The 26,691-nt window shown below is 72.7% G+C and carries 27 protein-coding genes and 2 tRNA genes; 22 read left to right on the top strand and 7 right to left on the bottom strand.

All coding sequences use genetic code 11. The features are described 5' to 3' along the window. Positions 1 to 62 precede the first annotated feature (62 nt). Positions 63 to 136, bottom strand: a tRNA-Asp gene (locus M1L56_RS07195). Positions 137 to 174: 38 nt separating this feature from the next. Continuing rightward, a tRNA-Glu gene (locus M1L56_RS07190) sits at positions 175 to 247 on the bottom strand. Between the two features lie 200 nt (positions 248 to 447). Between M1L56_RS07190 and M1L56_RS07185 the strand changes: the two genes are divergently transcribed. After that, positions 448 to 1,770: a M23 family metallopeptidase gene (locus M1L56_RS07185; RefSeq protein ID WP_067944881.1), complete on the top strand. Its 1,323-nt coding sequence runs from the start codon at positions 448 to 450 to the stop codon at positions 1,768 to 1,770. Positions 1,771 to 1,873: 103 nt separating this feature from the next. On the opposite strand, the gene ppa is transcribed toward M1L56_RS07185, so the two are convergent. Beyond that, complete coding sequence (gene ppa / locus M1L56_RS07180) at positions 1,874 to 2,359, bottom strand: inorganic diphosphatase (RefSeq protein ID WP_067944879.1); 486 nt, start codon at positions 2,357 to 2,359, stop codon at positions 1,874 to 1,876. Between the two features lie 63 nt (positions 2,360 to 2,422). Between ppa and tilS the strand changes: the two genes are divergently transcribed. The 20 genes from tilS to M1L56_RS07080 all read left to right on the top strand — a co-directional run bounded on the left by tilS (position 2,423) and on the right by M1L56_RS07080 (position 23,353). Next, positions 2,423 to 3,421, top strand: a complete 999-nt coding sequence (gene tilS, locus M1L56_RS07175) for a tRNA lysidine(34) synthetase TilS (RefSeq protein WP_248598690.1) — start codon at positions 2,423 to 2,425, stop codon at positions 3,419 to 3,421. Positions 3,422 to 3,473: 52 nt separating this feature from the next. Continuing rightward, on the top strand, positions 3,474 to 4,025 hold the full coding sequence (gene hpt, locus M1L56_RS07170; protein WP_067949105.1) for a hypoxanthine phosphoribosyltransferase: 552 nt from the start codon (positions 3,474 to 3,476) through the stop codon (positions 4,023 to 4,025). Positions 4,026 to 4,221: 196 nt separating this feature from the next. Beyond that, positions 4,222 to 6,237, top strand: coding sequence for an ATP-dependent zinc metalloprotease FtsH (gene ftsH, locus M1L56_RS07165; RefSeq protein WP_248598689.1), 2,016 nt, complete (start codon positions 4,222 to 4,224; stop codon positions 6,235 to 6,237). Between the two features lie 27 nt (positions 6,238 to 6,264). Then, the gene (folE, locus tag M1L56_RS07160; protein WP_067949108.1) at positions 6,265 to 6,861 is read left to right on the top strand and encodes a GTP cyclohydrolase I; all 597 of its coding nucleotides are present in this window, start codon (positions 6,265 to 6,267) and stop codon (positions 6,859 to 6,861) included. Between the two features lie 10 nt (positions 6,862 to 6,871). Next, on the top strand, positions 6,872 to 7,663 hold the full coding sequence (folP, locus tag M1L56_RS07155; RefSeq protein ID WP_067949116.1) for a dihydropteroate synthase: 792 nt from the start codon (positions 6,872 to 6,874) through the stop codon (positions 7,661 to 7,663). Beyond that, positions 7,656 to 8,027, top strand: a complete 372-nt coding sequence (folB, locus tag M1L56_RS07150) for a dihydroneopterin aldolase (protein WP_197467011.1) — start codon at positions 7,656 to 7,658, stop codon at positions 8,025 to 8,027. Before folP ends, folB begins: the two co-directional genes overlap by 8 nt. Beyond that, positions 8,024 to 8,509, top strand: coding sequence for a 2-amino-4-hydroxy-6-hydroxymethyldihydropteridine diphosphokinase (gene folK / locus M1L56_RS07145; protein WP_067949112.1), 486 nt, complete (start codon positions 8,024 to 8,026; stop codon positions 8,507 to 8,509). The genes folB and folK overlap by 4 nt, the downstream gene beginning before the upstream one ends. Next, a complete protein-coding gene (locus M1L56_RS07140) occupies positions 8,506 to 8,973 on the top strand; it encodes a DUF3180 domain-containing protein (RefSeq protein WP_067949114.1) in 468 nt (155 codons plus the stop codon). Before folK ends, M1L56_RS07140 begins: the two co-directional genes overlap by 4 nt. Further along, the gene (locus M1L56_RS07135; RefSeq protein WP_248598688.1) at positions 8,966 to 9,619 is read left to right on the top strand and encodes a PH domain-containing protein; all 654 of its coding nucleotides are present in this window, start codon (positions 8,966 to 8,968) and stop codon (positions 9,617 to 9,619) included. The genes M1L56_RS07140 and M1L56_RS07135 overlap by 8 nt, the downstream gene beginning before the upstream one ends. Before the next feature lie 23 nt (positions 9,620 to 9,642). Next, positions 9,643 to 11,238 (top strand): PH domain-containing protein, encoded by a 1,596-nt coding sequence (locus tag M1L56_RS07130; protein ID WP_248598687.1) that lies wholly within the window; start codon positions 9,643 to 9,645, stop codon positions 11,236 to 11,238. Further along, on the top strand, positions 11,228 to 11,992 hold the full coding sequence (locus M1L56_RS07125) for a Rossmann-like and DUF2520 domain-containing protein (RefSeq protein ID WP_248598686.1): 765 nt from the start codon (positions 11,228 to 11,230) through the stop codon (positions 11,990 to 11,992). Before M1L56_RS07130 ends, M1L56_RS07125 begins: the two co-directional genes overlap by 11 nt. Before the next feature lie 86 nt (positions 11,993 to 12,078). Beyond that, positions 12,079 to 12,897, top strand: a complete 819-nt coding sequence (gene panC / locus M1L56_RS07120) for a pantoate--beta-alanine ligase (protein WP_248598816.1) — start codon at positions 12,079 to 12,081, stop codon at positions 12,895 to 12,897. Between the two features lie 119 nt (positions 12,898 to 13,016). Continuing rightward, entirely contained in the window at positions 13,017 to 14,525 is a 1,509-nt protein-coding gene (gene lysS, locus M1L56_RS07115) for a lysine--tRNA ligase (RefSeq protein WP_067946597.1), read from the top strand. A 27-nt stretch (positions 14,526 to 14,552) separates the two neighbouring features. Further along, positions 14,553 to 14,702 carry a hypothetical protein gene (locus M1L56_RS07110; protein WP_157356727.1) on the top strand — a complete coding sequence of 50 codons (150 nt, stop codon included), beginning with the start codon at positions 14,553 to 14,555 and terminating at the stop codon, positions 14,700 to 14,702. A gap of 85 nt (positions 14,703 to 14,787) precedes the next feature. Further along, a complete protein-coding gene (locus M1L56_RS07105) occupies positions 14,788 to 14,964 on the top strand; it encodes a hypothetical protein (protein ID WP_197466956.1) in 177 nt (58 codons plus the stop codon). A 6-nt stretch (positions 14,965 to 14,970) separates the two neighbouring features. Further along, entirely contained in the window at positions 14,971 to 16,437 is a 1,467-nt protein-coding gene (gene cls, locus M1L56_RS07100; RefSeq protein WP_248598685.1) for a cardiolipin synthase, read from the top strand. Positions 16,438 to 16,749: 312 nt separating this feature from the next. Beyond that, a complete protein-coding gene (locus tag M1L56_RS07095; protein ID WP_248598684.1) occupies positions 16,750 to 19,347 on the top strand; it encodes a M14 family zinc carboxypeptidase in 2,598 nt (865 codons plus the stop codon). Between the two features lie 185 nt (positions 19,348 to 19,532). Then, positions 19,533 to 20,321 carry a DeoR/GlpR family DNA-binding transcription regulator gene (locus tag M1L56_RS07090; protein WP_067946591.1) on the top strand — a complete coding sequence of 263 codons (789 nt, stop codon included), beginning with the start codon at positions 19,533 to 19,535 and terminating at the stop codon, positions 20,319 to 20,321. Continuing rightward, entirely contained in the window at positions 20,318 to 21,289 is a 972-nt protein-coding gene (locus M1L56_RS07085; protein WP_248598683.1) for a 1-phosphofructokinase family hexose kinase, read from the top strand. The genes M1L56_RS07090 and M1L56_RS07085 overlap by 4 nt, the downstream gene beginning before the upstream one ends. 12 nt (positions 21,290 to 21,301) lie before the next feature. Then, positions 21,302 to 23,353 (top strand): fructose-specific PTS transporter subunit EIIC, encoded by a 2,052-nt coding sequence (locus M1L56_RS07080; RefSeq protein WP_248598682.1) that lies wholly within the window; start codon positions 21,302 to 21,304, stop codon positions 23,351 to 23,353. 55 nt (positions 23,354 to 23,408) lie between these two features. On the opposite strand, the gene M1L56_RS07075 is transcribed toward M1L56_RS07080, so the two are convergent. Continuing rightward, complete coding sequence (locus M1L56_RS07075) at positions 23,409 to 24,440, bottom strand: pirin family protein (protein ID WP_248598681.1); 1,032 nt, start codon at positions 24,438 to 24,440, stop codon at positions 23,409 to 23,411. Between the two features lie 85 nt (positions 24,441 to 24,525). Between M1L56_RS07075 and M1L56_RS07070 the strand changes: the two genes are divergently transcribed. Next, positions 24,526 to 25,032 (top strand): hypothetical protein, encoded by a 507-nt coding sequence (locus M1L56_RS07070; RefSeq protein ID WP_248598680.1) that lies wholly within the window; start codon positions 24,526 to 24,528, stop codon positions 25,030 to 25,032. A gap of 30 nt (positions 25,033 to 25,062) precedes the next feature. On the opposite strand, the gene M1L56_RS07065 is transcribed toward M1L56_RS07070, so the two are convergent. From M1L56_RS07065 to M1L56_RS07055, 3 genes are read right to left on the bottom strand one after another with little or no spacing between them, the layout of a single operon-like run. Continuing rightward, a complete protein-coding gene (locus M1L56_RS07065; RefSeq protein ID WP_067946581.1) occupies positions 25,063 to 25,581 on the bottom strand; it encodes a glycine cleavage system protein R in 519 nt (172 codons plus the stop codon). A gap of 41 nt (positions 25,582 to 25,622) precedes the next feature. Then, complete coding sequence (locus M1L56_RS07060; protein WP_248598679.1) at positions 25,623 to 25,895, bottom strand: helix-turn-helix transcriptional regulator; 273 nt, start codon at positions 25,893 to 25,895, stop codon at positions 25,623 to 25,625. Continuing rightward, the gene (locus M1L56_RS07055; RefSeq protein ID WP_067946578.1) at positions 25,895 to 26,512 is read right to left on the bottom strand and encodes a hypothetical protein; all 618 of its coding nucleotides are present in this window, start codon (positions 26,510 to 26,512) and stop codon (positions 25,895 to 25,897) included. The genes M1L56_RS07060 and M1L56_RS07055 overlap by 1 nt, the downstream gene beginning before the upstream one ends. Between the last annotated feature and the right edge of the window lie 179 nt (positions 26,513 to 26,691).

Raw genomic sequence — 26,691 nt, 5'->3', positions numbered from 1 at the left:
AACCGGTGCCTCGATAAGGAGAAAGCCCCTTCTCTCGAAAGGGAAAGGGCTTGTCGCCTGAGCGACCCTGACGGGACTTGAACCCGCGACCTCCGCCGTGACAGGGCGGCACGCTAACCAACTGCGCCACAGGGCCTCGTAAAGAAGCTGTTCAATTGTAAACCCATCGCAGGGTGACCCCAACGGGATTCGAACCCGTGCTGCCGCCGTGAAAGGGCGGTGTCCTAGGCCGCTAAACGATGGGGCCGGAGTGTCATCCCGGGGGATGACCGCCGAGAAGACAGCATACGCATTCGGCGGCCAGATTCCAAAACGAGCCGCCGAACCGCGCCACGCGGGGCCGAAATCCCCGGAAGCGACCCGCGCCGCGCCTACGGTGACATGGCCACTGCCCGCACCGGACGACACGAGCGCGGGTCCTGAACGGGCCGCGCGGATGAGGGGATCATGTCGCGAGACGCAGAGCGCCGAGCACCCGGCCGCGCCGGGTCGAGGCTGCGCGCCGTCGCGGCGGCCATCGTGCTCATGTTCGCCGCGACCGGGGGTGTCGTGGCCGACCCCGCGCCCGCCTCCGCCGCGGACTACCCGACGTGGCAGGAGCTGCAGAAGGCGAAGGCCGACACGCGCGCCGCCGCCAAGGCCGTGGACCAGATCATCGCCCTCATCGCGCAGCTCGAGGAGAACGTGGCCGTCGCCCGCGCCGAGGCCGAGCGGCGGACCGAGGAACTCCTCGTCGCCCAGCAGGAATACGACGACGCCGCCCGCCGCGCCGAGGAGATCCAGTCGCAGGCCGACGCCGCCGCCGCCGAAGCGGAGGCAGCGGAGCGCAGCGCGGGGCAGGTCGCCGCGCAGCTCTACCGCACGGGCAGCACCGACCTCGGCGTCAACATGCTCATCGACGCCGGCGACGCCCGGCGCACCGACGAGCTGCTCGCCCGACTCGGCTCGATGGAGAAGCTGGTCGAGCGCACCGGCGACATCTACGCGCAGGCCAAGGAGGCCGGCAACACGGCGCAGTCCCTCGCCGACCAGGCGGAGGTGGCCCGCGCCGAACGCGAGAAGCTCCGCATCGCGGCCGAGAAGGCCCTTGTCGCGGCCCAGGCCGCCCAGGCCGCGGCCGAGACGGCGCTCGCCGAGTCCGAGTCGAAGAAGATCGAGCTCGACCAGCAGCTGAAGTTCCTCCGCGACACCGAGGCGAAGACGACCGCCGCGTACGAGGAGGGCGAGCGCAAACGCAAGGAAGAGGAGGAGCGCCGCCGCAAGGCCGAGGAGGAGCGCCGCAAGCGCGAGGCGGCGGCGGCCGCCGCTGCCGGTGGTGGTGGCGGCGGTGGCGGCGGCGGAGGCGGCGGCTCCGGCTGGTCGAAGCCCGCCTACGGCTACATCTCCGGTGTGTACGGCCCGCGTCAGGTGATCTGCAGCGGCGGGTACTGCACGAACCCGTTCCACTACGCGACCGACATCGCCACGGGCTGCTCGGCGCCCATCTACGCCGCGACGAGCGGCCGCGTGGTCTTCTCGGGCTACTCGGGCAGCTACGGCAACTTCATCAAGATCGACCACGGCGGCGGGATCTCCACCGGGTACGCGCACATCCGGCCGGGCGGCCTCTTCGTCGGCTACGGCCAGTGGGTGTCCTCGGGCCAGGTGATCGCGTCGAGCGGCACCACCGGCGCATCGACCGGATGCCACCTGCACTTCGAGGTCTACAGCGGCTGGAGTCGCATCGACCCGCAGCCCTTCATGGCCGCGCGCGGCGTCTACCTCGGCTGAGGTGCGGCAGCACTCCGCAGCGACCCGGGGACGAGACGAGGGGGCGAGCCGAATCGGCTCGCCCCCTCGTGCGTGCAGCGGATGCCGCGGCATCCGCTCGTGCTCAGTGGCCCGGGTACGCCTCGATCGCCTTGGCGATGAGCGACTCGGCCTCGGCCGCGTCGGCCCAGCCCTCGGTCTTGACCCACTTGCCGGGCTCGAGGTCCTTGTAGTGCTCGAAGAAGTGCTCGATCTCCTTCTTCGTGTACTCGGGGATCGAGTCGACGTCCTGGATGTGGTTCCAGCGCGGGTCGCCCGCGGGCACCGCGATGACCTTCGCGTCGCCGCCGCCGTCGTCGGTCATGTGGAACACGCCCACGGGACGGACCTTCACGCCCACGCCCGGGAACAGCGGGTACTGGGTGAGCACGAGCACGTCCAGCGGGTCGCCGTCGTCGCCCAGGGTGTTCTCGAAGAAGCCGTAGTCGGTCGGGTAGACGAAGTTCGTGTAGAGCACGCGGTCGAGGAAGACCCGGCCGGTCTCGTGGTCGACCTCGTACTTGTTGCGGCTCCCCTTGGGGATCTCGATGACGGCGGCGTACTCGCCCATGCTGTTCTCCTCGTGTGGCGGATGGCGCGGCCCGCGCCCGGATGGCCGGAATAAGGTTACGTGATGGCCTCCGAGCGCCGACCACGGCTGACGCCGCCGATCGCCGACGTGCGACGCGCGGTGCGCGGGGTGCTGGAGCCGCGGGAGGACCCGCCGCTCCTGCTCGTCGCCCTCTCGGGCGGGGCCGACTCCCTCGCGCTCGCCGCGGCCGCCGCGTTCGAGGCGCCGCGGGCCGGATGGCGCGCCGGGGCCGTCGTCGTCGACCACGGCCTGCAGGCGGGTTCGTCCGAGCAGGCGGATGCCGCGGCATCCGTCGCCCGCGACCTCGGACTCGACCCGGTGCTCGTGCGACGCGTCGACGCGACCGCCGCCCCCGGCGGCGACGGCCCGGAGGGCGCCGCGCGCGCCGCCCGGTACGCCGCCCTCGACGCCGCCGCCCGCGAGGCGGGCGCGGAACTCGTGCTGCTCGGCCACACCCTCGACGACCAGGCCGAGACGGTCCTGCTCGGGCTCGCCCGCGGCTCGGGCGCGGCCAGCCTCGCCGGGATGGCGCCGTGCACCGGCCGGTACGCGCGGCCACTGCTCGGCATCCGCCGTGCCGCCACCCGGCAGGCGTGCCGCGACGCGGGCCTCGTGCCGTGGGACGACCCGCACAACGCCGACGCCGCCTACGCCCGAGTGCGCGTCCGGGAGCGCGTGCTGCCCGTGCTCGAGGCCGAACTCGGCCCCGGCGTCGCCGAGGCACTCGCCCGCACCGCCGAACAGCTCCGCGAGGACGAGCAGGCGTTCGCCGAGCAGATCGACGAGTTCATCGAGGAGATCTGCGAACCCGCCGAGGCCGGCATCGCCGTGAGCGCGGCCGTCCTCGCCGCCAACCCCGCCGCACTCCGCCAGCGCATCATCCGCCACGTCGTCGCAAGCGAGTTCGGCGTCGCCCTCACGCGGCGGCAGACCCTCGAGGTCGCCCGGCTCGTCACCGACTGGCACGGACAGGGCCCCATCGACCTGCCCGGCTGCCGGGCCTCCCGGGTGAGCGGGCGCATCGAGTTCACCGCTCGCTGACGACTAGGCTCGTGGCATCCGTTTCGCCCAGGAGCAACAGGAGGAGCCGGGAATGGATTCGCGCGAGATCGAAGCCGACCTGACCGAGGTGCTGGTCACCGAGCAGCAGATCCGCGACAAGCTGGCCGAGCTCGCCCGGCGCATCGAAGCCGACTACGCCGGCCGCGACCTCCTCCTCGTCGGCGTGCTGAAGGGCGCGGTCATGGTTATGGCCGACCTCGCCCGCGAGCTGCGCTCGCACGTCACCATGGACTGGATGGCCGTCTCCTCGTACGGCGCCGGCACCCAGTCGTCCGGCGTCGTGAAGATCCTGAAGGACCTCGACAGCGACCTCTCCGGCCGCGACGTGCTCATCGTCGAGGACATCATCGACTCCGGCCTCACCCTCAGCTGGCTGCTCGGCAACCTCCGCTCGCGCGGCGCCGCCTCCATCGAGATCTGCGCGCTGCTGCGCAAGCCGGATGCCGCCAAGGTCGAGGTCGACGTCAAGTACCTCGGCTTCGACATCCCCAACCAGTTCGTCGTCGGCTACGGCCTCGACTACGCCGAGCAGTACCGCAACCTGCGCGACGTCGCCATCCTCGCGCCGCACGTCTACAGCTGATCCGGGCGCTGCGCGCCCTCAGCGGCAGCACGAACGGTCCGCTTCGGGCGCTGCGCGCCCCCAGCGGCAGCGCGAACGGTCCGCTTCGGGCGCTGCGCGCCCTCAGCGGCAGCGCGAACGGTCCGCTTCGGGCGCTGCGCGCCCTCAGCGAACACACGGATCGCGCCCAGTGACCAACCGGTAGCCTTGCACCACCATGAACATGAAGAAGATCCTGCGCGGGCCGGTCATCTACATCCTGCTGGCCATCGCGGCGGTCTGGATCGGGTCGAGCCTCATCACCCAGTCGGGCTTCCGTGAGGTCTCCACCCAGCAGGGCCTGGAGCTGCTCGACGAGGGCAAGGTCCAGGAGGTGAAGATCGTCGACGGCGAGAACCGCGTCGACCTCACCCTCGCCGAGGCCGAGGAGGACCTCGGCACCCAGGTGCAGTTCTACTACGTCACGCCCCGCGGCGAGGACGTGCTGGCCGCGGTCGACCGCGCCGACCCCGAGAACGGGTTCGACGACGAGGTCCCGCAGCCGAGCTGGTTCCTCTCGATGCTCGGCATCCTCCTGCCGCTCGTGCTCATCGGCCTCTTCTTCTGGATCATCCTCTCGGGCATGCAGGGCGGCGGGAACCGCGTCATGCAGTTCGGCAAGTCCAAGGCGAAGCTCGTCTCCAAGGAGAGCCCCAAGGTCACCTTCGACGACGTCGCCGGCGCCGAGGAGGCCATCGAGGAACTCCACGAGATCAAGGACTTCCTGAAGGACCCGGCCAAGTTCCAGGCCGTCGGCGCCCGCATCCCCAAGGGCGTGCTGCTCTACGGCCCGCCCGGAACGGGCAAGACGCTCCTCGCGCGCGCCGTGGCCGGTGAGGCGGGCGTGCCCTTCTACTCGATCTCCGGTTCGGACTTCGTCGAGATGTTCGTGGGCGTCGGCGCCAGCCGCGTGCGCGACCTCTTCGACCAGGCCAAGCAGAACGCGCCGGCCATCATCTTCGTCGACGAGATCGACGCGGTCGGCCGCCACCGCGGCGCCGGCCTCGGCGGCGGACACGACGAGCGCGAGCAGACGCTGAACCAGCTGCTCGTCGAGATGGACGGCTTCGACCCGAAGACCAACGTCATCCTCATCGCGGCGACGAACCGCCCCGACATCCTCGACCCGGCGCTGCTGCGCCCCGGCCGCTTCGACCGCCAGATCGGCGTCGACGCGCCCGACCTCAAGGGCCGCCACAAGATCCTCGAGGTGCACGCCAAGGGCAAGCCGCTCGCCAAGGGCGTCGACCTCGAGGTGCTCGCGCGCAAGACCCCCGGCTTCACGGGCGCCGACCTCGCGAACGTGCTCAACGAGGCCGCACTGCTCACCGCGCGCTCCAACGCGCAGCTCATCGACGACCGCGCCCTCGACGAGGCCGTCGACCGCGTCATCGCCGGTCCGCAGCGCCGCTCGCGCGTGATGAAGGACAAGGAGAAGCTCATCACGGCGTACCACGAGGGCGGCCACGCGCTCGCGGCGGCGGCGATGAACTACACCGACCCCGTCACGAAGATCACGATCCTGCCCCGCGGGCGCGCGCTCGGCTACACGATGGTGCTGCCGCTGGAGGACAAGTACTCCGTGACGCGCAACGAGCTGCTCGACCAGCTCACGTACGCCATGGGCGGGCGCGTCGCCGAGGAGATCGTGTTCCACGACCCGTCGACGGGCGCCTCGAACGACATCGAGAAGGCCACCGCCACGGCCCGCAAGATGGTCACCGAGTACGGCATGAGCGCGACCGTCGGCGCCGTGAAGCTCGGGCAGTCGCAGGGCGAGGTGTTCCTCGGCCGCGACATGGGCCACCAGCGCGACTACTCGGAGGAGATCGCCGAGCGCGTCGACGCCGAGGTGCGCGCGCTCATCGAACAGGCGCACGACGAGGCGTGGCAGGTGCTCAACGACAACCGCGACATCCTCGACCGCCTCGCCGAGGCGCTGCTCGAGCACGAGACGCTCGACCACAACCAGATCGCCGAGATCTTCGCGAACGTGAAGAAGCTGCCGCCGCGGCCGCTGTGGCTCTCGAGCGAGAACCGCCCGGTCTCCGACCGCCCGCCGATCCGGTTCCCGCACCAGAAGGCGCCGATCGACCAGGGTGCCGTGGACGGCGGCGTCGACTCGGGCGCCCCGGTCGAGGAGGCCAAGGCGTCGCGCACGCCGAGCACGAAGCCGCGTCCCGCGACGGCCTAGCCGCCGCCGGCGCGTGAGGAGGGTGCCATGACGGGCGTCGACACGGCCCGCGTCGAACGCGCGGTCCGCGAGCTGCTCCTCGCGATCGGCGAGGACCCCGACCGGCCCGGGCTCGAGCGCACGCCGCGTCGCGTCGCCGAGGCGTACGCCGAGTTCTTCAGCGGGGTCGGCGGCGATGCGCAGCGGCACCTCGCCGACTCGGTCCCGACCGGGTCGACGGATGCCGGTGAGCCGGCCGATTCCGACGTCGTCGTGCTCCGCGACCTCGGCTTCCGGTCCATGTGCGAGCACCACCTGCTGCCGTTCACCGGCGTCGCGCACGTGGCGTACCTGCCCGGCGAGAAGATCGTGGGCCTCAGTCGGATCCCGGCCGTCGTCGACACGATCGCGAGCCGCCCGCAGGTGCAGGAGCGCCTGACGGAGCAGATCGCCGACGCGCTCGACGCCGGGCTCCGGCCCCGCGGCGTCCTCGTCGTCCTCGACGCCGAGCACGGCTGCGTCACCGCCCGCGGCGCCCGGCAGGAGCACAGCTCGACGGTCACGGTCGCGAGCCGCGGGGCCCTCGCCGAACCGGCCGCGCGCGCCGAGGTCATCGCGCTCATCGGATCGGGCCGCGGTGACTGAGACGCTCATCATGGGGGTCGTCAACGTCACCCCCGACTCCTTCAGCGACGGCGGGCGCTGGTTCGACGCCGACGCGGCGATCGCGCACGCGCTCGAGCTGGCCGAGGCGGGCGCCGACCTCCTCGACGTCGGCGGGGAGTCCACGCGCCCCGGCGCCGCGCGCGTCGAGCCCGAGGAGGAGCTGCGCCGCGTGGTCCCGGTGATCCGCGAGCTCGCGGGCCGGGGGCTCCGCGTGAGCGTCGACACCATGCGTGCGACCACCGCCGCCGCGGCGGTCGAGGCGGGGGCCGAGATCATCAACGACGTGTCGGCGGGACTCGCCGACGAGGCCATGGCCCGCATCGCCGCCGAGAGCGGCGCCCGGTACGTGGCCATGCACTGGCGCGGCCACTCGGACCGGATGGACGAACTCGCCCGGTACGCCGACGTCGCGGCCGAGGTCCGGGACGAGCTCGCGGCGCGCGTCGACGCGCTCGTCGCCGCGGGCGTCGCGCCCGACCGGCTGATCCTCGACCCGGGCCTCGGATTCGCCAAGCGGGCCGAGCACAACTGGGAGCTGCTCGCCCGCCTCGACGTCCTGGCCGGGCTCGGGTTGCCGCTGCTCGTCGGCGCCTCGCGGAAGCGGTTCCTCGGCGCACTGCTCCCGGAGGGCGCGCCGGTCGAGGACCGCGACCTGCCGACGGCCGTGGTGAGCGCCCTGTCCGCGCAGGCCGGCGCCTGGGGCGTGCGCGTGCACGACGTGCGCTCCACGCGCGTCGCGCTCGACGTCGCCCGTGCATGGCAGAGTGGACGACGTGGCTGACTCGCGCGATCGGATCGCAGTGACCGGCATCCGCGTGCGCGCGCACCACGGGGTGTTCGACTTCGAGCGCGAGCAGGGGCAGGAGTTCGTCATCGACGTCTCGGTCGCCGTCGACCTCGCGGCCGCGGCATCCGGCGACGACCTCGCGCGCACCGTGCACTACGGCGAACTCGCGGTGGCGGTCGCGCGGGCCGTCGAGCGCGACCCCGTCGACCTCATCGAGACGGTCGCCGAGCGCGTCGCCGGCGTGGCGCTCGGCTTCGCCGGCGTCGAAGAGGCGACGGTCACCGTCCACAAGCCGCAGGCGCCGATCGAGGTGCCGTTCGACGACGTCGCCGTCACGGTCGTGCGGAGTCGCGCATGAGCCGGGCCGTCGTCGCGTTCGGGGCGAACCTCGGCGACCGCGAGGCGACCATCGGCGCCGCGGTGCGCGAGCTCGCCGACGCGCCGGGCATGCGCCTGGTCGCCGTCTCACCGGTCTACGAGACCCCGGCGGTGAAGCTCGACGGCGTCGACCGCGACGCGCCCCGCTACCTCAACGGCGTGGTCGTCCTCGAGACCGAGCTCGAGCCGCACGCGCTCCTCGACCTGCTGCAGCGCATCGAGCACGAGCACGGCCGCACCCGCGACGAGCGCTGGGGCGACCGCACGCTCGACCTCGACCTCATCGACGTCGACGGCCTCCGGATCGCCGACGAGCGGCTCGAGCTCCCGCATCCCCGCGCCTGGGAGCGCGCGTTCGTCCTGCAGCCGTGGCTCGACGTCGAGCCCGACGCCGAGATCGCCGGGCGCGGGCCCGTCGCCGACCTCCGCGCGGCGGCCACCGACGAGGTGGTGCGGCGGTGAAGCGCACGCACGCCTCGACCCTCGTCGCGTTCGGCTTCGTCGGCCTCGCCGTGGGATACCTCGTCGAGCTGGCGCTGGTCAGCGCCGGCGCACAGGCCGTCGTCCCGCCGCTGTCGCTCGCGATCACCCTGGTCGGCGTCGGGGCGCTCGTGCTGGCCTTCGCCTGGCCGATCCGACAGGCGGTGCGCGGCACCGCCACGCGCCGGATCGATCCCTTCCGGGCCGCGCGCACCGCGGTGCTCGCCAAGGCCAGCAGCATCACCGGGGCGCTCGTGCTGGGCGCCGGCGTCGGCATCACGGCGTTCCTCCTGACGCGCAGCGTCCTGCCCGCGGCATCCACCGTGTGGACGGCCGTGGCGACGGCCGCCGGCGCCGCGCTGCTGCTCGCCGCCGGCCTGGTCGCCGAGCACTTCTGCACCATCCCGCCCGACGAGCCCGATGAGGAGGGCGCCGCGCGTGCCTGACCACGACCAGCCGATGACCGGACCGGCCGCGGCGGACGAGCGTCCTCCGGCGGTGCCAGGGTCGCCGGCGCCCGCCCCGGCGGCGCCCGAACTCGCGCCCCCGGCGATGCCGCCCGCATCCCCGGCGATGCCGCCGGTGCCGCCGCCCATGCGGCCCGCGCCGCCGGCCGCGCCCCGCGAGATCGACGCCGACTGGCGACGCGTCTCGCCCAAGCACGTCGTCGTCGAGGTCGTGGGATCGGTGATCGGCTCGGGCATCACCGTCGCCGCGCTCCTCGTCGCGGGAACCTGGCTCGACCTGCCCGTCCTGTGGTGGGCCGCCGCCGCGATCGGTGCGATCGCGCTCGTCGCCATCGCGCTCGAACCGCGCCGGGTGCGCTCGATCGGGTACCGGCTCCGCGCCGACGACCTCGTCTTCCGGCGCGGCATCATGTTCCAGCGGCAGGTGGCGGTGCCCTACGGCCGCATGCAGCTCGTCGACATCACGCGCGGTCCGGTCTCGCGCGCGCTGGGCCTCGCCGACCTAAAGTTCGTCACGGCCGCCGCCGCGACCGCGGTCACGCTGCCCGGCCTGCCGCTCGAGGAGGCGGAGCGGCTGCGCGACGAGCTCGTCGCCCTCGCCGAGACGCGCCGGGCGGGGCTGTGACCGGGACCGGCCCCAGAACGCCGGTGCGCGACCTCGCCGACGGCGAGTGGCACCGCCTGCACCCGGCGAGTCCGCTCCTGCGCGGCGGACTCGTCTTCCTTGCCGTGCTCGGATTCGTGATCGCGAACCTGCGCGAACGCGTCGTCGAGGTCTTCCTGCTGCTGTTCGCACCCGTCGCGCCCGATGACCGGTTCGAGCCCTCCGCCGGATGGAGCGGCGACTGGGCCGAGGACCCGATCGGCGGGATCGTGGTCAACGGGCTCATCGGCTGGGCGCTCGTGGCCCTCGCGGTCGTCATCGTCCTCGTGATCGCCGGATTCCACCTCGCGTGGCGCATGCACACCTTCCGCGTGACCTCCGAGGCGCTCGAGGTGCGCAGCGGCATCCTGTTCCGCTCCCACCGAAGCGCCCGGCTCGACCGCGTGCAGGGCATCAACCTCAACCGACCGCTCTTCGCGCGGCTGTTCGGCACCGCGAAGCTCGACGTGTCGGTGGCCGGGCAGTCGGGCAACGTCGACCTCGCGTACCTCGGCTCGGCGCAGGCGGAACGGCTCCGAGCCGACCTGCTGCGCCTCGCCTCCGGGGCGCGAGGCGCAGCGGCGACCGGGGCCGAGCCCGCGACGGAGGTCGAGGCGGAGGCGGGGGAGCCGGGCACGCTCGCAGCCCGCGCCGGCCAGCTCGTCGGCCGCCGCGTCGACGAGTTCCGCGCGCCCGAGCTCGACCCGTCGCTCGCACCGCCGGAGTCCATCGTCCGGCTGCCGCTGCCGCGCGTGATCGCATCGGCGCTCCTCGGCGGCTCGATGATCTGGTTCGCCGTGCTCGTCGTGGTCATCACCACGGGCGTGATCAGCGGCGCGCCATGGGTGCTGTTCACGTTCGTGCCCGCGGCCATCGGCCTGATCAGCTACCTGTGGTCGCGCATCACGAAGTCGCTGCGCTACTCGATCGCCGGCACGGCCGACGGCGTGCGCATCGGCTCGGGCCTGCTGTCGACCGCGAACCAGACGATCCCGCCGGGGCGGGTGCACGCGATCGAGGCGACCCAGTGGCTGCTCTGGCGTCCGTTCGGCTGGTGGAGCATCCGCATCAACGTCGCCGGGCAGTCGCTCGCCGCCGGCAACGACGGGATCCAGCGCACCCTCGTGCTCCCCGTCGGCACGATCGACGACGTCCGCCGGGTGGTGGGCCTGTTCGTGCCCGATGCCGATCCGACGCTCGACCACCTGCTGCTCGCCGGCATGACCGGCTCCGGGCCGACCGCGGGCTTCCTCGTCGCGCCGGGACGGGCCGCCTGGATCCGTCCGTTCTCGTGGCGGCGGATCGGGCTCGCCGTGCACGGCGGGCTCGCGCTGCTCCGACGCGGACTGCTCGTCCGCAGCGCCGTGCTCGTGCCGCTCGCGCGCATGCAGTCGGTGGCGATCGCGGCGGGACCCGTCCGGCGCGCCCTCCGCGTCGCCTCGTTGCGCATCCACACCGTGATGGGCCCCGTGACGGCCGAGGTGCCCGCACTCGACCGGGCCGATGCGGATGCCGCGTTCGAGGCGCTCGCCGCCGAATCCGTCGCACGCGCCCTTCGGGACCGCACCGACCGCTGGGGGGTGACCGCCGATGGTCGCTGACCGACGGGCGGGCCGCCTCGGCGTCGGCACGATCGGGGCCGGCCGGGTCGGCGCGGTGCTCGCCTCGGCGCTCGCGGGCGCCGGCCACGCGCTCACCGGCATCTCCGCCGTGTCCGACGCGAGCCGCGAGCGCGCTGCGGCGATGCTGCCCGACGTACCCGTCCTGCCCATCCCCGAGATCATCGAGCGCAGCGAACTCGTGCTGCTCGCGGTGCCCGCCGACGAACTGGCGCCCCTCGTCGAGGGCCTCGCCGCGGCGGGAGCCTGGCGCCCGGGTCAGCTCGTCCTCCACACGGCCGCGCGCTTCGGCGTCGACGTGCTCGCCCCCGCGCTGCGCTCCGGGGCCATCCCGCTGGCGATCCACCCGGCCATGACGTTCACGGGCACGAGCATCGACCTCACGCGGTTGGCCGGCACGTGGTTCGCGGTGACGGCGCCGGCGCCGGTGCTGCCGATCGCCCAGGCGCTCGCGGTCGAGATGGGCGGCGAGCCGTTCGTCGTCGCCGAGGAGGATCGCGGCGCGTACGCGGACGCGGTCGACACCGCGGTCTCGTTCTCGAGCGCGATCGTCGACCAGGCGGCCGGCATCCTCGAGGGGATCGGCGTGGCGCGGGCGGGCTCCGTGCTCGCGTCGCTCGTGCGCAGCTCGGTCGAGAACGCGCTCGCGCGGCACGACCCCGGTCCGACGGTCGACGGCGGGGCGACTACGATCGACGGGGCCGACGACGCACGGCCGTCCGGAGGTGACAGGTGAGCGAGCGCAGGGTCGGCGGGGGCCGGGCGGGTGGCACGGCGGCATCCGTCGTCGTCGCACCTCGGGTGGTCGACACGGTCGCCGGGATCCGCGACGAGGTCGACGCGCACCGCGCCGCCGGGCGCCGCGTGGCGCTCGTGCCGACGATGGGCGCGCTCCACGACGGGCATCTCGCGCTCGTGCGCCGCGCCCGCGAGGTCGCCGACGTCGTCGTGGTGTCGATCTTCGTGAACCCGCTCCAGTTCGGCGCGGGGGAGGACCTCGACCGGTACCCGCGCACGCTCGAGGCCGACCTCGCCGCGCTCGGCGCGCACGGCGTCGAGCTCGTCTTCGCGCCGTCGCCCGACGAGATGTACCCCGAGGGGGCCGTCGAGACGCGCGTGACGGCCGGCCGCATCGGCGAGCTGTACGAGGGCGCTTCCCGCCCCGGCCACTTCGACGGCATGCTCACCGTCGTCGCGAAGCTGTTCAACATCGTCCGTCCCGACCACGCGGTGTTCGGGCAGAAGGACGCCCAGCAGGTGTTCCTGGTGCGCCGGATGGTGCGCGAGCTCGACGTGCCGCTCGCGATCGAGGTGGTGCCGACCGTGCGCGAGCCCGACGGGCTGGCGATGTCGAGTCGCAACCGGTACCTCGAGGGCGACCAGCGCCGCGCGGCGCTGCTGCTCTCGGAGTCGCTTGCCGCCGCCGAGGCCGTGGGCGCCGAGGGGCTCGACGAGGTGCTCGCCGAGGCGGCGGCCGCGTTCGGCGACCACGACGGCGTCGAGCTCGACTACCTGGTGGTCGTCGACCCCGACACGTTCCTCCCCGTCGGGGATGAGGCGCGCGGCGAGGCGCTCGTGCTCGTCGCGGCGCGCGTGGGCTCGACGCGGCTCATCGACAACGCGGTCATCTCGCTGGGCTGAACGCCGCGGCATCCGGGCACCGGTCAGGCTCGGCCGGGGGCGGCGGGCTACGCTGTTCTCTGGCGTCCGCGAACGGATGCCGCCTCCCCACGCCCCCGCCGACCGATTCCGGAGTCCACATGGCCGACGAGACCACGCACGAGCCGACCGCCGAGGAGATCTCGGAGCAGAAGGCCGTGCGTCTGGCCAAGCGCGAGCGGCTCAACGCGGCATCCGACGACCTCGGCGCGGGCGCCTACCCGGTGAGCCTGCCGATCACGTCGTCGATCCCCGAGGTGCGTGACCGGTTCGTGGGTCTCGGCGTCGACGAGCGCAGCGGCGAGACCGTCGGCGTCGCGGGGCGCGTGGTGCACCTGCGCAACACCGGCAAGCTGTGCTTCGCCGCGCTGCAGTCGGGCGACGGCAGCCGCATCCAGGCGATGGTCTCGCTCGGCGAGGTGGGCGAGGAGTCGCTCGCGGCGTGGAAGGAGCTCGTCGACCTCGGCGACCACGTGTTCGTCGCGGGCGAGGTGATCACGAGCCGCCGGGGCGAGCTGTCGATCATGGTGAGCGAGTGGCGGATGGCGGCGAAGGCCATCAACCCGCTGCCGAACCTGCACCACGAGCTCTCGGAGGAGACGCGGGTCCGCAGCCGGTACCTCGACCTGATCGCGCGCGATCAGGCGCGCCGCAACGTGCTCGACCGGGCCGCGGTCAACGCGAGCCTGCGCCGCACGTTCACCGAGCTCGGCTTCGTCGAGGTCGAGACGCCCATGCTGCAGGTCATGCACGGCGGCGCGTCGGCGCGGCCGTTCGTCACGCACTCGAACGCGTTCGACACCGAGCTGTACCTGCGCATCGCGCCCGAGCTGTACCTGAAGCGCGCGGTCGTCGGCGGCATCGAGCGCGTGTTCGAGATCAACCGCAACTTCCGCAACGAGGGCGCCGACTCGACGCACAGCCCCGAGTTCGCGATGCTCGAGGCCTACGAGGCGTACGGCGACTACCACTCGATCGCCGACCTCACCCAGCGGCTCATCCAGGACGCCGCGCACGCCGTGTCGGGATCCCACGTCGTCACGTGGGCCGACGGCACCGAGTACGACCTCGGCGGCGACTGGGAGCGGCTGTCGATGTACGACTCGCTGTCGGACGCGGTCGGCGAGCGCATCACGCCCGAGACGCCGATGTCTCGCCTGCAGGAGCTCGCCGCGGCGGTCGACATCGAGATCGACCACCCGCTGCCGGGCAAGTACGTCGAGGAGCTCTGGGAGCACCACGTGAAGCCGGGCCTCGAGCGCCCGACGTTCGTGATGGACTTCCCGCTCGACACGTCGCCGCTCGTGCGCCAGCACCGCAGCATCCCCGGCGTCGTCGAGAAGTGGGACCTCTACGTGCGCGGCTTCGAGCTCGCGACCGGCTACTCGGAGCTCGTCGACCCGGTCGTGCAGCGCGAGCGGTTCGTCGAACAGGCGCGTCTCGCCGCGGGCGGCGACCCCGAGGCGATGCGCCTCGACGAGGAGTTCCTGCGTGCGCTCGAGTTCGGCATGCCCCCGACGGGCGGCATGGGCATGGGCATCGACCGCCTCCTCATGGCCATCACCGGGCTCGGCATCCGGGAGACGATCCTGTTCCCCCTCGTGAAGTGACCGGCCCCGAATCGAACGGATGACGCGATGAACGACTACCTCCCCAAGAAGGAGCTGGAGCCCGAGCGCGACCCGCGGCAGCCGTCCTTCGCGCGCGTCGCGATCTGGGTCATCGTCGGCGCGATCGGCCTGTACCTGCTCGGTTCGGGCATCTGGGGCATCGTCACCGGAGGCTGACGCCGCGGCATCCGCTCGCCGTACCCCGAGCTGGGGCGACCCGCACCCAGCGAACCCGAGGAAACCCCCGTATTCTGGAACGGCTATGGACGAATTCTGGGCGAACGCCATCTGGTCGGTGGCTCCGACCGTGCTCATCGGACTCATGTTCTGGTTCGTGATGCGCGCGGTCGTGCGCGCCGACCGCCACGAGCGCGACGCCTACGCCCGGATCGAGGCCGAGGAGCGCGCGAAGCGCACCGGCGAGCACCGGGCCGCGTAACCGGGGATGACGCCGGCGCAGACGACGGCCCTCATCGGCGGCATCCTGCTGCTCATCGACCTCGTCGTCCGGATCATCGCGATCATCGTCGTGCCGCGCAACCGGCGCCCCACCGCGGGCATGGCGTGGTTGCTCGCCATCTTCTTCATCCCCTATATCGGCATCCTGTTCTTCCTGCTGATCGGCAACCCGAAGCTCCCGAAGTCGCGGCGCGACAAGCAGGAGCAGGTGGACCGGTTCATCCGCGAGAGCACCCACGGCGTCGAGCGCGTGAGCGACAGCTCGGTCTGGCCGGACTGGTTCGAGGGCGTCGTGCGGCTGAATCGCAACCTCGGCGCGATGCCGCTCATCGGGCAGAACGGCGCGAGGCTCATCGGCGACTACGAGGCGTCGCTCGACGCGATGGCCGACGCGGTCGACCGGGCCACCCGGTACGTGCACGCGGAGTTCTACATCTTCGCGTACGACTCGACCACGGCCCGCTTCATCGACGCGCTCGGCAACGCGGCCGCGCGCGGCGTCGAGGTCCGCGTGCTGCTCGACCACATCGCGTCCCGCCGCGTGAAGGGCTACAATCGCACGCTGCGCCGCCTCACCGACTTCGGCATCGAGTGGCAGCTCATGCTGCCCGTGCAGCCGCTCAAGGGCCGGTACCAGCGACCCGACCTGCGCAACCACCGAAAGATCCTCGTCGTCGACGGCGAGATCGCCTACATGGGCTCGCAGAACGTCATCGACCGGAGCTACCACAAGCGCAGCAACCTCCGGCGCGGACTCAAGTGGCAGGAGCTCGTCGCCGAGGTCGAGGGGCCCATCGTGTCGGGCCTCGACGCGATCTTCGCCACCGACTGGTACCTCGAGACGGGCGAGGCGCCGTCGCGTGACGAGCTGATCCCGTTCGAGCAGGAGTCGGAGCTGCAGAACCTCGACTGCCAGGTCGTGCCGAGCGGGCCCGGCTACCAGAACGAGAACAACCTCAAGCTGTTCCTCGCGCTGCTGTACGCGGCCAGGGAGCGCATCATCATCACGAGCCCCTACTTCGTGCCCGACGAGGCGATGCTGCGGGCGATCAGCGGCGCGACGCAGCGCGGCGTGCACGTCGAGCTGTTCGTCTCGGAGATCGGCGACCAGGCCCTCGTGTACCACGCGCAGCGGTCGTACTACGAGGCGCTGCTGCGGGCGGGCGTGCGCATCTACATGTACAAGGCGCCGTTCATCCTGCACGCCAAGCACTTCACGATCGACGACGACGTGGCGGTGATCGGTTCGAGCAACATGGACATCCGGTCGTTCGAGCTCAACATGGAGGTGTCGCTGCTGGTGCGCGGGGCGTCCTTCGTGCGCGAGATGCGCGCGGTCGAGGACGGCTACCGACGGGACAGCCGCGAGCTCACCCTCGACGAGTGGATGCAGCAGCCGCTGCGGTCGACCATCCTCGACAACCTCGCCCGGCTCACCTCGGCGCTGCAGTAGCGCGCGGTGCGCGTGCGCCCGCGTCCGGGACGGGGGACATGCGCCGGAAACATGCCAGCGCATAGGCTCGCTGCAACTGCGCGCCGCCCCGGCGATCCTCAGCGTGCCCGCTTCGCGCCTCCGCGCCACGATCGCGCAAGAATCTTGATCAGAACGCAACGTTCCGGTCTGGAGGACGCCGCCGCCGCATGACAAGGTGAGTGGCACCGCTTTCCCGCGCACGATCTCACCATCCGGTCGTGCGCGGCTCGCGTGCCCCCGGTGATCCCCGAGGGCCCGCGGGTCACCGAGGTCCCGCAGAAACGGAGCAGTATGTCGTTCCACCGCACCATCGCGGGCGCGAGCATCACGGCCGTCCTGGCCGCGACGCTCGTCGCCGGTTCCGTCCCGGCGGTCGCGCTCGAGGGCGCGCCCGCCGCCCCGATCGTCACGCCGGTCTCCCCGCTCGTCGCGCCGCCGACGAGCTATCCGTACCAGCCGGTGCTCGAGACGGTCGCCGACAATCCCAACGACGTCTCGATCAACCGCGGCGTCATCCCCTACGACGAGATCGCGCCGAAGCTGAACTCGCTCATGGCCGCCAGCGACCGCATCTCGGTCCAGGTGGTCGGCAAGTCGGCGCAGGGCCGCGACATCCATCTCGTGACGATCACCGAGAAGGAGAACCGCGGCCAGACGACCAAGCAGGCGCAGTTCCGCCAGATGGTCAAGGAGAACCCGGCCGCCGCCGCCAAGAACAAGGCCCTGCTCAGCCAGTACAAGGTGCCGATCTGGTTCAACGCGAACATCCACGGCAACGAGTGGGAGGGCACCGACTCCGTCCTGCAGTACATCGAGCACCTCGCGACCGCGCCGTACAGCGAGGTCAAGGACCTGCTCCAGGGCTACCGGCTCTACTTCACGGTGACCAACAACCCCGACGGCCGCGCGCTCGGCCAGCGGGCCACGGCCGACGGGTTCGACGCCAACCGCGACATGATCACGGGCGCGACCGCGGAGGCCCGCATCATCCGCGACCTCACGGGCGTCATCCAGCCGACGTTCTACGTCGACCTGCACGGGTACACGAGCGTCCTCCAGGTCGAGCCCTGCGGCCCGCCGCACGGTGAGAACTACGAGTACGACCTGTTCCTGCCGCACGCGTACTCCGCCGCGCTCGCCATCGAGCGGGCCGTCGTCGACGCGAACATCCCGGGCAACACGTACCTCGCCCCGAACGGCAGCGCGACGACCACGAACACCGGCAAGATCAAGATCCCCTACCGCGACATCCGCTCGGGTTGGGATGACTGGCCCCCGATCTTCACCCCGCAGTACATCGCGTACCAGGGTGCGATCACGAACACCGTCGAGCTGCCGCTCGGCCGCGTGGAGGCGGTCTCGAACCCGGCGAACGCCGCGGCGAACAGCGCTCGCGCCGCGGTGAACATCCAGGTGTCGAACGTCGTCGTCGAGACGTCGGTCGACTACGTGGTCGACAACCGCGAGGCGTTGCTGTCGAACCAGATCGAGATCTTCCGCCGCGGCGTGGCGGGCGAGCCGATCGAGCCGATCCCGGCCGACATCGACCCGGCCTCGGTGCCGGCGCCGAACGAGTGGGCCGAGATCTGGGACGAGACCGACGTCTACCCGACCGAGGTGCCGCGCGCGTACGTGATCCCCGTGGGTGACACGCAGCGCTCGACGACGGATGCCGCGAGGCTCGTCGACCAGCTCATCGCGAACGGCGTCAAGGTGCACCGGGCCAAGACGGCGTTCTCGGCCGGCGGCACGGACTACCCGGCCGGGTCGTACGTGGTCGACATGCACCAGCCGCTGCGCGGCATGGCGAACGTGCTCCTCGCCGACGGCAGCGACATCTCGACGCGGGTGCCCGACATGTACGACATCTCCGCGTGGAGCCTCGCGCTCCTGTGGGGTGCCGACGTCGACGCGATCGGCGACACCACCGACCCGGCACTGCGCGTGAAGCTCGAGCAGGTCTCGAAGGCGGCACCGACGGGCTCCGTGCCCGCGACGGGCGCGTATCTCGAGCTCGCCACGAGCGGCGTCGCCGAGTACCAGGCGATCAACGCGCTGCTCGCCTCGGGCGTCGCCGTGTCGTCCTTCGAGGACGGCTCGGTGATCCTGCGAGCGGATGCCGCGGGTCGGGCGGCCGCCGCCGAGGTGGCGACGCAGTACGGCGTGGCCTTCACCGCGTCCGACGGGTCGCGTCTCACGAGCGAGGAGAGCACGGGCCTCGACCAGCTCCGCGTCGCGTACACGGGCGGCGCCGAGGAGGTCGTGACGCTCCGGCGCCTCGGCTTCCACGACGTCCTGAACGTCACGGCGGCCGGGCTGCAGAGCGGCGCGGTCTCGCTCGACGGCGTCGACGTGCTGTGGATCGGCGGCACGCTGAGCTTCAGCGGCGCCCAGGCCGCCGGCCGGGCGAAGGTCCAGGCGTACCTCGATGCCGGCGGCGGCGTGGTGGGCGAGGGCACGGCGATCGCCGCGTTCGCGAACACCTTCGGCCTCGTCACGTCGACGGCGGTCTCGGGCACGAGCGGCTCGAACGGCATCCTCAACGTCGACCCGGTCGAGGGCGGCCTGCTCGGCACCTACCCGATGGAGACGTCGTTCGGGTACCCGGCCGTGTGGTTCACCAACCTCGGGGCCAACGCGGTCGTCGAGCAGCGCTACGACGCGGCGGACCCGTTCGTGTCGGGCCACTGGCGCGACTCGAGCGGTCGCTCGCAGGCGAACGCCGCCGGGCAGGCGTCCGCGGTCTCGGCCGAGACCGCGGCGGGCAGCCGGGTGCTCATGTTCGGCTCGTCGATGAACTTCCGCACGCACCCGGTCGGGCTCTACAGCCAGATCGCGCGCGGTCTGTTCTGGGCGGGCAGCGAGGGCACGGAGGTGCCGGCTCCCTAACGAATTGAGCGAGGTCACGGCGCCGGTCGGAACGCGAGTTCCGGCCGGCGCCGTCGCGTGTCCGCAGCCCTGAATGTCTGTTTGTGTGGGAATCTCTGCGAAACAGTTGCATTTCAGGAGAATGGCGAGCTAAACTCACACAACCGCAGAGAAGCAGGCAGGATCACAGGCAAGGAGGCCACGCCATGTACGCGATGGAGCGACACGAGCACATCCTCGCCGCCCTCGGCCGCACCGGCCGGGTCTCCGTCGCCGACCTCGCCGACGAACTGCGCGTCACCCCCGAGACCATCCGCCGCGACCTCGACGCCCTCGAGCGCGCCGGCCACGCGCGCCGCGTCCACGGCGGAGCGGTCAGCGCCTCCCGCGCCAGCATCGCCGAGACGACCGTGCTCGAGCGCTCGAGCCGGGCCACCGACGCGAAGCGCGCGATCGCCCGCGAGGCGCTCGCCCTGGTGCCGCCCACCTTCACCGGCTCGATCCTCATCGACGCGGGCACGACGACCGGTGCGCTCGCCGACGCCCTCGCGGCCTGGCGGCCCGACCCGGGCGTCCCGCCGCTCACCGTCTACACGAACTCCATCCCCATCGCTGCCGCGCTGCACGGCAACGCGAACCTCGTCGTGCGCATCATCGGCGGCACGGTCCGCGGCATCACGAGCGCCGCCGTCGGCCCCGCGGCCGTGGCCCAGCTCGCCGAGATCCGCCCCGACATCGCGTTCCTCGGCGCCAACGGCGTGAGCGCCGACTTCGGGCTCTCGACGCCCGACGAGCTCGAGGCCCAGATCAAGCGCGTCATGGTCGACCGCGCCCGGCTGGCCGTCGTGCTCGCCGACGCGTCGAAGCACGACGACGAGGCGCTCCAGCGCTTCGCCGCCCTCGACGAGGTCGACGTGCTCATCAGCGATGCCCCGCCCGGCGGCCGGCTCGCCGCCGCGCTCGCCGACGCCGAAGTGGAGGTGCGGGTCGCATGATCGTGACGCTCACCGTCAACCCGTCGCTCGACCGCACCGTCGAGCTCGACCACGAGCTCCGCCGAGGCGAGGTGCAGCGGGTCGTGCGCGACGTCGAGGAGCCCGGCGGCAAGGGCGTCAACGTGACCCGCGCCCTCACGGCCTCCGGCGTCGACTCCGTCGCCGTGCTGCCCGGGCGTGCGGACGACCCGCTCGTGGCCGCCATCCGCGCTGCGGGCGTGCCCGTGTCGACCGTGCCCATCGCCGCCCGGCTCCGTTCGAACATCACGATCACCGAGCCCGGGGGCGTCACCACCAAGCTCAACGAGGCCGGGCCCGAGCTCACCGCGGCCGAGCAGTCCGACCTCGTCGCCGCGGTGATCGAGCAGTCGACGGATGCCTCGTGGCTGGTGCTCGCCGGCTCGCTGCCGCCCTCGCTCGCCCCCGACTTCTACGTCCGCCTCGTGCGCGAGGCCCGAGCCGCCGGCGTCACCGCCCGCGTCGCCGTCGACACCTCGGGGGCGCCGCTCGCGGCGCTGCTCGACGCCGGCGAGCCGATCGACCTCATCAAGCCGAACGGCGAGGAACTCGCCGAGCTCGCGGGCGAGCCCGACCCCGACGCCCTCGAGGCCGACCCCGCGCGGGTCGCCGAGGTCGCCGCGCGGCTCGCGCCCCGCGGCATCCGTTCGTCGCTCGTCACGCTCGGCGCCGTCGGCGCCGTCCACGTGCAGGGCGAGCACGCGTGGTTCGCCCCCGCGCCCCGCATCGTGCCGCGCAGCACGGTCGGCGCCGGCGACAGCTCGCTCGCGGGCTTCCTGCTCGCCCTGACCGAGGGGGAGGGGCCCGAACGGGCGCTCGCCCAGGCGGTCGCCCACGGCGCGGCCGCCGCGTCGCTCCCCGGCTCGGCGGTGCCCCCACGGGACCTCGCCGACGCCTCCGCCATCACCGTCACCAGAATCCGGGGCGCCGTCGCCCCGGTCGTCTCCTAGGAGGAACCCCCGATGTCCGACGTCATCGAACCGCGGCTCGTCAGCCTCGACGAGCCGCTCGGCGCCGACAAGGCCGCCGTCATCCGCGCCCTCGCCGGCGCGGTCGTGGCCGCCGGCCGCGCCACCGACACCGACGCGCTCTTCGCGGACGCCTGGGCCCGGGAGGAGAAGGACTCGACCGGCGTGCCCGGCGGCATCGCCATCCCGCACGCGAAGTCCGACGCCGTGACCGTGCCGACGCTCGCCGCGGCCCGCCTGCCCGAGGGCGTCGACTTCGGCTCCTTCGACGGGCCGGCCGACCTGGTGTTCCTCATCGCGGTGCCGTCGGCGTCGACGCAGGACCACCTCGCGGTGCTCTCGACGCTCGCCCGTTCGCTCATCCGCGAGGACTTCGTCGCGTCGCTGCGCTCCGCGCCCGACACCGCGACGTTCGTCCGGCTCGTCGACGAGGCGCTGGCGCCCGAGCCCGAGGCGACGCCCGCCCCCGTGCCCGCCGCCGCCGCGGGTGCCGCCGGCGCCGCGCCGGCCGGGTCGACGGATGCCGCGGCATCCGCTCACGGCGGACGCCCGGTGCTCGTCGCCGTGACCGCCTGCCCCACCGGCATCGCGCACACCTACATGGCCGCCGACGCGCTGCGCGCCGCGGCCGACCGCGAGGGCATCGAGCTGCACGTCGAGACGCAGGGCTCGTCGGGCGCGACGCCGCTCGCGCGCGACATGATCGAGCGTGCCGACGCCGTGGTGTTCGCGGTCGACGTCGACGTGCGGGACCGCTCCCGCTTCGCCGGCAAGCCGGTCGTGCAGGGGCCCGTCAAGCGCGGTATCGACGACCCGGCGGGCATGATCCGCGAGGCCGTCGCCGCGTCCTCCGACCCGAACGCGCGCCGCGTGGCCGCCGAGCCCGGCGCCGCGAGCGCCGCCGAGTCCCAGGCGAACGAGCACCTCGGGCAGAAGATCAAGCGCGTGCTGCTCACGGGCGTCAGCTACATGATCCCGTTCGTCGCCGGCGGCGGCCTGCTCATCGCCCTCGGCTTCCTGTTCGGCGGGTACGACATCACCGACAACGCGCAGGAGGTCGTGCTCGGCAACTCGCTGTTCAACCTGCCCGACGGCGGCTTCCTCGAGTACCTCGGCGCGGTGTTCTTCACCATCGGCGCCATCTCGATGGGCTTCCTCGTCCCGGCGCTCGCCGGCTACATCGCCTACGCGATCGCCGACCGGCCCGGCATCGCGCCCGGCTTCGTCGCGGGCGCCGTCGCGGGCCTCATGGGCGCCGGCTTCATCGGCGGCCTCGTCGGCGGCATCCTCGCGGGTGTCGTGGCGCTCTGGTTCGCCCGCCTCAACGTGCCGCGCTGGCTCGCGGGCCTCATGCCCGTCGTGATCATCCCGCTCGTCGCCTCGATCGCCGCATCCGGTCTCATGATCGTCGTGCTCGGCGGCCCGATCGCGAGCCTGTCGACCGCGCTGAACGACTGGCTGTCGGGCCTCACCGGCGCCGGGGCGATCGTGCTCGGACTGATCCTCGGCGCGATGATGGGCTTCGACCTCGGCGGTCCCGTCAACAAGGTCGCCTACTCGTTCGCGGTCGCCGGTCTCGGCGCGGGCTCGATCGACAACCAGGTGCCGTGGACCATCATGGCCGCGGTCATGGCGGCCGGCATGGTGCCGCCGCTCGCGATGGCCCTCGCCACCGTGCTCGACCGCCGCCTGTTCACGCCGGTCGAGCGCGAGAACGGCAAGGCGGCGTGGCTGCTCGGCGCCGCGTTCATCTCCGAGGGCGCCATCCCGTTCGCCGCGGCCGACCTGTTCCGCGTCATCCCGGCCTCGATCCTCGGCGGCGCCGTCGCCGGCGCGATCTGCATGGGCGCGGGCGTGACCTCGCAGGCCCCGCACGGCGGCATCTTCGTGTTCTTCGCGATCGGCAACCTGCTCATGTTCGTCGTCGCGATCCTCGCCGGCACGGTGGTGGCCGCCCTCACGGTCATCGCCCTCAAGCGGTGGGTGCGCCGCCGCCCGGTCGAGGTCGAGCAGACGGTCGCGGCCCCGCAGGTCGCCGTGGCCTGAGGGCTGCTCGAGTCGACGGCCGGTACCGCCCCGCGCGGTGCCGGCCATCGGCGCGTCAGCGCCGCGGTCGCAGGCGCACCGTCGGGAGTTCGGGCGCGGGCAGCGGGGCCCCGTCGTACCCGGGCACGGTGCCGAACGGGCCGTCCGGGTCGTTCCGGTCGATCACGTCCGACTCCCAGCGCCGCCGGAACTCCACGACCTCCTCGTGCGAGCGGCCGATGAAGTTCCACCACATGACGATCTCCTCGCCGAACGGCACGCCGCCGAGCAGCACCACGCGCACCGGGTCCGTGTCGGCCCGCAGGCGCACCCGGTCGTGGCCGGGCTCGAGGTAGGCCAGCTGCGCCCAGGGGACCTCGGTGGCGGCATCCGTGCCCGGGAGCCCGATCGAGACCGGCCCCGCGTCGACGAGCACGCCGTGCTCGAACGTCGGATCGAGCGGCAGGTCGACGACGCCGCCCGCCGGCAGGTCGACCTGAGCGCCGAGCAGCGGGCTGAACACCGTGACCGGCGAGGCCGCGGCATCCGTGGTCGCGTCGGCGGCCTCGGGCCGGCCGTTCGCGAGCTCGCCCGTGAACACCCGGACGGTCGCATCTCCCACCTGGAACGGCGAGGTGTCGGCGTGCTCGAAGAACGGCGCCACGTGCCGCGAGTCCTCCGGCAGCACCGTCCAGAGCTGCACGCCGTGCAGCCGCGTCGTGCCCGGCGTCGACACCTCGGAGTGCGAGATGCCGCGCCCGGCCGTCATCAGGTTGACCCCGCCGGGACGCACGAGCTCGTGGCTGCCCGTCGAGTCGCGGTGCTCGATCTCGCCCTCGAACAGCCAGCTGACGGTCTGCAGCCCGGTGTGCGGATGCGGCGGCACGACCATGCCGCCGGTCTCGGCGACGTCATCGGGGCCGTAGTGGTCGGCGAAGCACCACGCGCCGATCGTGGTGCGGCCCCGCTGCGGCAGCGTGCGCCGCACGGGCATCGCGCGCGGGCCGCCGAGCGGCACCTCGCGGTACTCGAGTACCTGCACCGCCGGCCCCTCGGGCGCCTCGGGCGGGCAGAGCAGTTCGACGGGATCACGCTCGAGGTTGCTCATGCTGCGAATCCTACGCTCGGGTTCCGAGGCGATTCCCGGCGTGCGGCACTGCCGACGACGGATGCCGCGGGGCTAGCATGTGCGCATGGCCGACCCGCAGCTCGCCGTCCGCCGTCTTCCGCTCGCCGTCGCCGCGCTGGCGTCGGTGCTCCTCCTGGCCGGGTGCGCGCCCGGGTCGGGGCCCATCGAGGACTACCCGGGCCTGCCCGTCATCGAGGAGGAGACGGACGAGGGCGCCGACGTCGAGTCGGAGGACGAATCCGGCGCCGAGGGCGAGGAGGAGCCCGAGGAGGAGGTCGCCGAGCCGACCGGCGACGAGCCCTACGTGACCTGGCTGCGCGACGGCGGTCGCCTGGCGATCACGATCTGGGGCTCGTCCACGTGCCCCGTGGTGCCGACGGAGCTCCGCGTGACCGCGGAGGCCGGGGAGGGGAACGCCGTCGAGGCCGTGCTGCCCGAGCAGCCGAACCGGCCGTGCACGATGGACTTCGTGCCCCACACGACCGTGTTCTCCACGCCCATGGACGTGACGACCACCGAGCCGCTCGAGGTGACGATCGGCGACGCCGTCGTCATCGTGCCCATCAAGTAGCTCGCCGATCGGACCGGCGCGGGCCCGGAGTCAGTCGATCGTGAGGTCGACGAGCAGGCGCGCCGCGAGCTGCTCGAGTTCGTCGCGCACGGCCACGGGCTCGGTGCCCGTCGGCACGCGCGCGACGATGTGCGCCTCGAACAGCCGGCCGCCGGCCATCGGTGCGTCGCGCCGCTCGGTGTGCATCGTCTCGATGCTGACACCGTGCCGGGCGAGCGCCGACGACACGTCGCGCACGATCCCGGGCTGGTCGCTGCCCACGAGGTCGATGCGCAGCTCGGCCCATCCGTCGGGCGCGGACTCGCCGGCCTCCTCGACGCCCGGGTGCGCCGTGACGTCGAGGAGCCCGTCCAGTCCCGCGAGCGCCGAGCGGAGCGCCTCCTCGCGGCCGTCGGGCACCGACACGACGACGATGCCCGCGAACTGGCCCGCGAGCTCGGCCATCTGGCTCCGCTCCCAGTTGCCGCCGTGGGCGCCGATCGTCTCGGCGAGCGCCTCCACGAGGCCGGCGCGGTCGTCTCCGATGACGGTGAGCACGAGTCTGGGCATGCGTGCATCCAACCACGCGGGCTCGGGGTGCGTCGAGCCGGTCAGCCGGCGCGCACCGCGTCGACCGCCGGCCCCGCGGCATCCGCTCGGCGCAGTACGAGCAGGTCGCCGATCTCGCAGTCGAGCGCCCGGCAGATCGCCTGCAGCGTCGAGAAGCGGATGGCGCGGGCCCGGTCGTTCTTCAGCACGCTGAGGTTCACGACGCTCACGCCGACGAGTTCGGCGAGCCGGGTCAGGGTCAGGCCGCGTTCGGCGAGGAGCTCGTCGAGCCGGCAGTGGACGTCGTGGACCTCGTCGACCTCGGCGGGCGCCATCAGACGAGCCCCTCGGTGTCGCGCTGGAGGCGCGCGCCGACCTGGAACGCGGCGCCGACGGCGCCGAGCGCGAGGATGGCGAAGGGGACGGCCCAGTCGGTGCTGAAGGTGATGCCCTCGTAGGTGTAGTCGCTGACCGCAGAGAGTGCGCCGTTGACGGTCATGTTCGTGAGGATGCTGCCGAGCAGCCACCCCGCGGCGAGCACGCCGGCGCCCCACAGCACGATCCGGACGTTGCCGCGCGAGAACGCCCGGCCGCGCGCCAGGTTCCAGCAGAAGAGCGCGAAGAGGGCGATGCCCGCGACGACGGTCGCGCCGTGGACGAGCGGCTCGGCCACCAACGCGAAGCCGGTCGCGGCGGCCGGTTCGGGCACGGTGACGACGGCCTGGTCGACGCCCACCGCGACGGGCGCGCCGTCGGGGCCGATCGGGAGTTCGGCGCGCTCGTCGAAGAACGGCACGAGCACGGGGACGTCTCGGAGCGGCAGGACCTCCGCGAGCCGGATCGCCACCCGCCAGATCGTGGCGATGACGGCGATGAGGGCGATGCCGACGGTCGCGTACATGCCGATCGTGTCGCTGCGGTCGAGGCGGGTCGTGGCGTCGGGGGCGGTCATGGTTCCTCCGGGGTCGGGTCGAGTGGTGCGTATCGATATTCGTTGTTATCGACGATCGATATGTTACGGATGGCGCCCACCCCGGTCAAGCCACGGTGCGCCCACGGCGAACACGGGCCCGTGGCCGAGTCCCGGTGGTTACCGTTGATGTATCGACGCCCCGACCGCGTCGACGAGGA

Origin of the sequence: Agromyces sp. C10 (assembly GCF_023217995.1) — a bacterium.
GTDB classification, from domain to species: domain Bacteria; phylum Actinomycetota; class Actinomycetes; order Actinomycetales; family Microbacteriaceae; genus Agromyces; species Agromyces indicus.
Note: the sequence above shows the minus strand (reverse complement) of the source record. Positions and strands in the feature narration are given on the sequence as shown.